The organism is Mesorhizobium sp. M7A.F.Ca.CA.002.05.1.1, assembly GCF_003998335.1.
GTDB lineage: Bacteria > Pseudomonadota > Alphaproteobacteria > Rhizobiales > Rhizobiaceae > Mesorhizobium.
The window spans coordinates 1-5,148 of record NZ_RZQI01000408.1; the positions used below are offsets into that span (position 1 = coordinate 1).

The following is a 5,148-nucleotide window of genomic DNA, read 5'->3' on the forward strand; positions in this document are numbered from 1 at the left end:
GCCATCCTGATCGCCGGCGGCGACGACGCCTTCCGCACGCTGGCCGGCGGACCTGAGGACGACACCGGGGAAGCGTCGGCGGCGGTCGCCGCGGCCGCTATCGGCAAGGGCGACTGCCTGATCGCTATTTCCGCCAGCGGCACGACGCCCTATGCCGTGCGGGCCATCGAGGACGCCCGGCTTCGGGGCGCCGCCACAATCGCTATTGCCAACAACGGCAACACGGCGCTGCTGCGCCTGGCCGATGTGGCCATCCTGCTCGAAACGCCGCCGGAGTTGATCGCCGGCTCCACGCGTATGGGCGCCGGCACCGCCCAGAAGATCGCGCTCAACATGCTGTCGACGCTGACCGCCATCCATCTCGGCCATGTGCATGACGGCTACATGGTCAATCTGATGGCCGACAACATCAAGCTGCGCGGCCGCGCGGCGCGCATCGTCGCCGCCGTCAGCGGGTGCGGCACGGACGAAGCGGCCCGCCTGCTCGAGAAGAGCGGCGGCGCGGTCAAGACCGCCATTCTGCTCGCCGCCGGCGCCGACAGCACCGACGCGGCGCAGAAGACACTGGAAGAGGCCGGCCAGAAGCTGCGCCCGGCCCTTTCCGCTATAGAGGGGAGCAAGGGCTCAAAAGCCTCCGTTCTCATCAAAACCGAACCTGAAAAAGGTCAACAGGGAGACTGAGCATGACAACGAAACTACTGACGGCACTGCTTTTGGGCACCAGCATTCTCGGCTCGGCCGGGGTTGCTTCTGCCGCAGACGTAACGCTCAACATCGAAAGCTGGCGCGGTGACGACCTTGCCATCTGGAAGGACAAGCTGCTCCCGGCTTTCGAAGCCAAGAACCCGGGCATCAAGGTGGTGTTCGCGCCCTCGGCTCCGACCGAATATGACGCAGCGCTCGGCGCCAAGCTCGCCGCCGGCTCGGCGGGCGACCTGATCACCTGCCGCCCGTTCGACAAGTCGCTCGAGCTGTTCAAGAAGGGCAACCTTGCCGATCTCTCGGCGCTGCCCGGCATGGAGAACTTCTCGCCCGTGGCAAAGTCCGCCTGGCAGACCGACGACGGCAAGGCGAGCTTCTGCGTGCCGATGGCCTCGGTCATCCACGGCTTCATCTACAACAAGGACGCCTTCGACAAGCTCGGCATCAAGGTGCCGGAGACCCGCGACGAGTTCTTCGCCGCGCTCGACAAGATCAAGGCCGACGGCACCTACATCCCGATGGCGATGGGCACCAAGGATCTCTGGGAAGCCGCGACCATGGGCTACCAGAACATCGGCCCCAACTACTGGAAGGGCGAGGACGGCCGCGCAGCACTGATCAAGGGCGAGCAGAAGCTGACCGACAAGGACTGGGTCGCGCCGTATGAGGAACTGGCCAAGTGGAAGCCTTATCTCGGCGACGGCTTCGAGGCGCAGACCTATCCGGACAGCCAGAACCTGTTCACGCTCGGCCGCGCCGCCATCTACCCGGCCGGCTCGTGGGAAATCGGCCTGTTCAACACCCAGGCCCAGTTCAAGATGGGCGCCTTCCCGCCGCCGGTCGAGAAGGCCGGCGACACCTGCTACATATCAGACCATACCGATATCGGCATGGGCCTGAACGCGGCTTCGAAGAACGCCGATGCGGCCAAGACCTTCCTGTCCTGGGTCGCCTCGCCCGACTTCGCCACCATCTACGCCAACGCGCTGCCGGGCTTCTTCAGCCTGAACTCCTCGCCGGTGAAGATGGAAGACCCGCTGGCGCAGGAATTCGTCTCCTGGCGCGGCAAGTGCAAGTCGACCATCCGCTCGACCTACCAGATCCTGTCGCGTGGCACGCCGAACCTCGAGAACGAGACCTGGGTTGAATCGGCCAACGTCATCAACGGCACCGATACGCCGGAAGCCGCGGCCAAGAAGCTGCAGACCGGTCTCGACAGCTGGTACAAGCCGGCCAAGTAAGAGCTCGGCTGAGCGCTGCTTTATCTCCCCCCTCGAGGGGGAGATGTCGCCGAAGGCGACAGAGGGGGTCGGTGGAGGCAGGCCGCGACTTGATCGTTGCTGGAAAGCGCGGTCAAATGTCGATGGCGCGCTGCCTTGACCGACCCCACCCGCCTCGCTTCGCGAGGCACCCTCCCCTCGAGGGGGAGGGAGGCGCCGCGCCTTTGGCGGCATTTGCCGAGACCTAAACGGCGGGGACCGAACTCATGGCCGCAGATATCAGACCGAAAAGACCGTTCCGCTGGCATATAGGCGTCTTCCTGGCGCCGGCGGTGCTTGTCTACACGGCGATCATGATCCTGCCGCTCGCCGGCACGCTGCAGCTGTCGCTGTTCCGCAACATCGAGCAGCACCAGGTCTTCGTCGGGCTGGAAAACTTCCGCACGCTGTTCGGCGACCCCAACTGGTCGGTGGGTTTCTGGAACGCGCTGAGGAACAATGTCTGGTTCTTCATCATCCACATGATCGTGCAGAACCCGATCGGCGTCATGCTGGCCGCGCTTCTGTCCAGTCCGAAACTGAGATTCGCGGCTTTCTACCGCACGGCGATCTTCGTGCCGACCATCCTGTCCTTCGTTATCGTCGGTTTCGCCTGGAAGCTGATCCTGTCCCCGTTGTGGGGCGTGGCGCCGCATCTGATGGACCTCGTCGGCCTGAAAAGCCTGTTCACGCCATGGCTCGGCAAGGAGCAATATGCACTGACCGCACTCAGCCTGATCTCGGTGTGGCAGTTCGTCGGCATCCCGATGATGCTGATCTACGCGGCACTGCTGTCGATCCCCGAAGAGGTGATCGAGGCCGCGGAATGCGACGGGATTACCGGCCTGTCGCAATTCTGGAAGATCAAGCTGCCGCTGATCCTGCCGTCGATCGGCATCATCTCGATCCTCACCTTCGTCGGCAATTTCAACGCCTTCGACCTGATCTACACCGCGCAAGGCGCGCTCGCCGGGCCGAACTATTCGACCGACATTTTAGGCACCTTCCTCTACCGCGCCTTCTTCGGCTTCCAGCTGCAGACCGGCGACCCCAATATGGGCGCGGCGATCGCCACGATGATGTTCCTGATCATCCTCGGCGGCGTCTGCGTCTACCTCTTCCTCGTCCAGACGCGCCTGCGTCGCTACCAGTTCTGAGGGGCCGAGAGATGAGCACCGCCACCCGTTCCGTGCCCCGCACCATCGGCGCCCACGCGATCCTTTTGACCTACACGGTGATCGCGCTGTTTCCGGTGATCCTCGTCATCATGAACTCGTTCAAGTCCCGCGCCGGCATCTTCGGCGCGCCTTTGACGCCGCCGACGCCAAAAACCTTCGACCTGATCGGCTACACGACCGTCATCGGCCAGGGCGACTTCATCCACTATTTCCAGAACAGCCTCGTCGTCACCGTCGCCTCGCTGTTCTTCGTGCTCCTGTTCGGCGCCATGGCGGCGTTCGCCCTGTCGGAATACCGCTTCCGCGGCAACTCGCTGATGGGGCTCTACCTGGCGCTCGGCATCATGATCCCGATCCGGCTGGGCACCGTCGCCATCCTGCAATTGATGGTGGCGAGCGGGCTGGTCAACACGCTGACGGCGCTGATCCTGGTCTACACCGCGCAAGGCCTGCCGCTTGCCGTGTTCATCCTGTCGGAGTTCATGAAGCAGGTCTCCGACGATCTGAAGAATGCCGGCCGCATCGACGGCCTGTCCGAATACACCATCTTCTTCCGGCTGGTGCTGCCGCTGGTCAGGCCCTCGATGGCGACCGTCGCCGTTTTCACCATGATCCCGATCTGGAACGATCTGTGGTTCCCGCTGATCCTGGCGCCGTCGGAAGAAACCAAGACGGTGACGCTCGGCGCCCAGCTGTTCCTCGGCCAGTTCGTCACCAACTGGAACGCCATCCTGGCAGCCCTGTCGCTGGCGATCATGCCGGTGCTGATCCTCTACGTCATCTTCTCGCGGCAGCTGATCCGCGGCATCACGTCCGGAGCCGTCAAGTGAACTCTGAAACACCCCTCCGCGTCGTCATTGCCGGCCTCGGCAATATGGGTCGCAGCCATGCGCTGGCCTACCATACCAATCCAGGTTTCCAGATCGCGGCGCTGATCAATCGCTCCGACGTGCCGCTGCCGGACGGGCTGTCGGATTACGGCATCAGGCGCTCCTTCGACGAGGCGTTGCGCGAGGAAAAGCCCGATGTCGCCTGCATCGCCACCTATTCCGACAGCCATGCCGACTATGCGGTGAGGGCGTTCGAGGCCGGTTGCCACGTCTTCGTCGAGAAGCCGCTGGCAACGACGGTGGCCGACGCCAGGCGCGTCGTCGCGGCGGCGAAGGCCAATGGCAGGAAGCTGGTGATTGGCTACATCCTGCGCCATCACCCGTCCTGGATCAGGCTGATCGCCGAAGCCCGCAAGCTAGGCGGCCCCTACGTCTTTCGCATGAACCTCAACCAGCAATCCTCAGGCCACACCTGGGAGACGCACAAGCAGTTGATGCAGACGACGTCGCCGATCGTCGACTGCGGCGTGCACTATCTCGACGTCATGCTGCAGATCACCGATGCGAAGCCGATCGAGGTGCGTGGCATGGGCGTGCGGCTGTCCGACGAGGTGGCGCAGTCGATGTACAATTACGGCCATCTGCAGGTGCTGTTCGACGACGGCTCGGTCGGCTGGTACGAAGCCGGCTGGGGTCCGATGATTTCGGAAACGGCGTTCTTCGTGAAGGACGTCATCTCGCCCAATGGCTGCGTGTCGATCGTCATGAAGGAAGGTGTGAAGTCCGATGACATCGACACCCACACCAAGACCTCGACCATCCGCCTGCACAGTGCGGCGACCGGCGCGGACGGCAAGTTTCTCAAGGCCGACGAGATGCTGTCGATGGAGGGCGAACCCGGCCATCAGGATCTCTGCGACCTCGAACAGGCCTTCGTGCTGAAGGCGATCCGCGAGGATCTCGATCTCACCAAACATATGGACGACGCGGTCAAATCGCTCGCCGTCTGCCTTGCAGCCGACGAGAGCGTGCGCAGTGGAAAGGCGGTGCGGTTGTGATCAGGGAATTGTCGTCAGGGGCTGCGCTCTACGGCGCCCCCCTCTGGCCTGCTGGCCATCTCCCCCTCAAGGGGGGAGATCAGCTTTCGGCACGGCCTTCGCCAATCACCAACGTTGAAAA

General features: G+C 63.5%; 5 protein-coding genes. All 5 read left to right on the forward strand.

What is annotated here, in order from left to right; genetic code table 11:
• A partial coding sequence (locus EN939_RS20075) for an N-acetylmuramic acid 6-phosphate etherase (RefSeq protein ID WP_127269377.1) occupies nt 1–681 on the forward strand: 681 nt, incomplete at its 5' end.
• 2 nt (nt 682–683) lie between these two features.
• Nucleotides 684–1,943 carry an ABC transporter substrate-binding protein gene (locus EN939_RS20080; protein WP_127269378.1) on the forward strand — a complete coding sequence of 420 codons (1,260 nt, stop codon included), beginning with the start codon at nt 684–686 and terminating at the stop codon, nt 1,941–1,943.
• A 245-nt stretch (nt 1,944–2,188) separates the two neighbouring features.
• Nucleotides 2,189–3,118, forward strand: a complete 930-nt coding sequence (locus tag EN939_RS20085) for a carbohydrate ABC transporter permease (protein WP_127269379.1) — start codon at nt 2,189–2,191, stop codon at nt 3,116–3,118.
• Between the two features lie 11 nt (nt 3,119–3,129).
• Nucleotides 3,130–3,969 carry a carbohydrate ABC transporter permease gene (locus EN939_RS20090; RefSeq protein WP_127265686.1) on the forward strand — a complete coding sequence of 280 codons (840 nt, stop codon included), beginning with the start codon at nt 3,130–3,132 and terminating at the stop codon, nt 3,967–3,969.
• The gene (locus tag EN939_RS20095; protein ID WP_127269380.1) at nt 3,966–5,027 is read left to right on the forward strand and encodes a Gfo/Idh/MocA family protein; all 1,062 of its coding nucleotides are present in this window, start codon (nt 3,966–3,968) and stop codon (nt 5,025–5,027) included. The genes EN939_RS20090 and EN939_RS20095 overlap by 4 nt, the downstream gene beginning before the upstream one ends.
• Nucleotides 5,028–5,148: the final 121 nt, after the last annotated feature.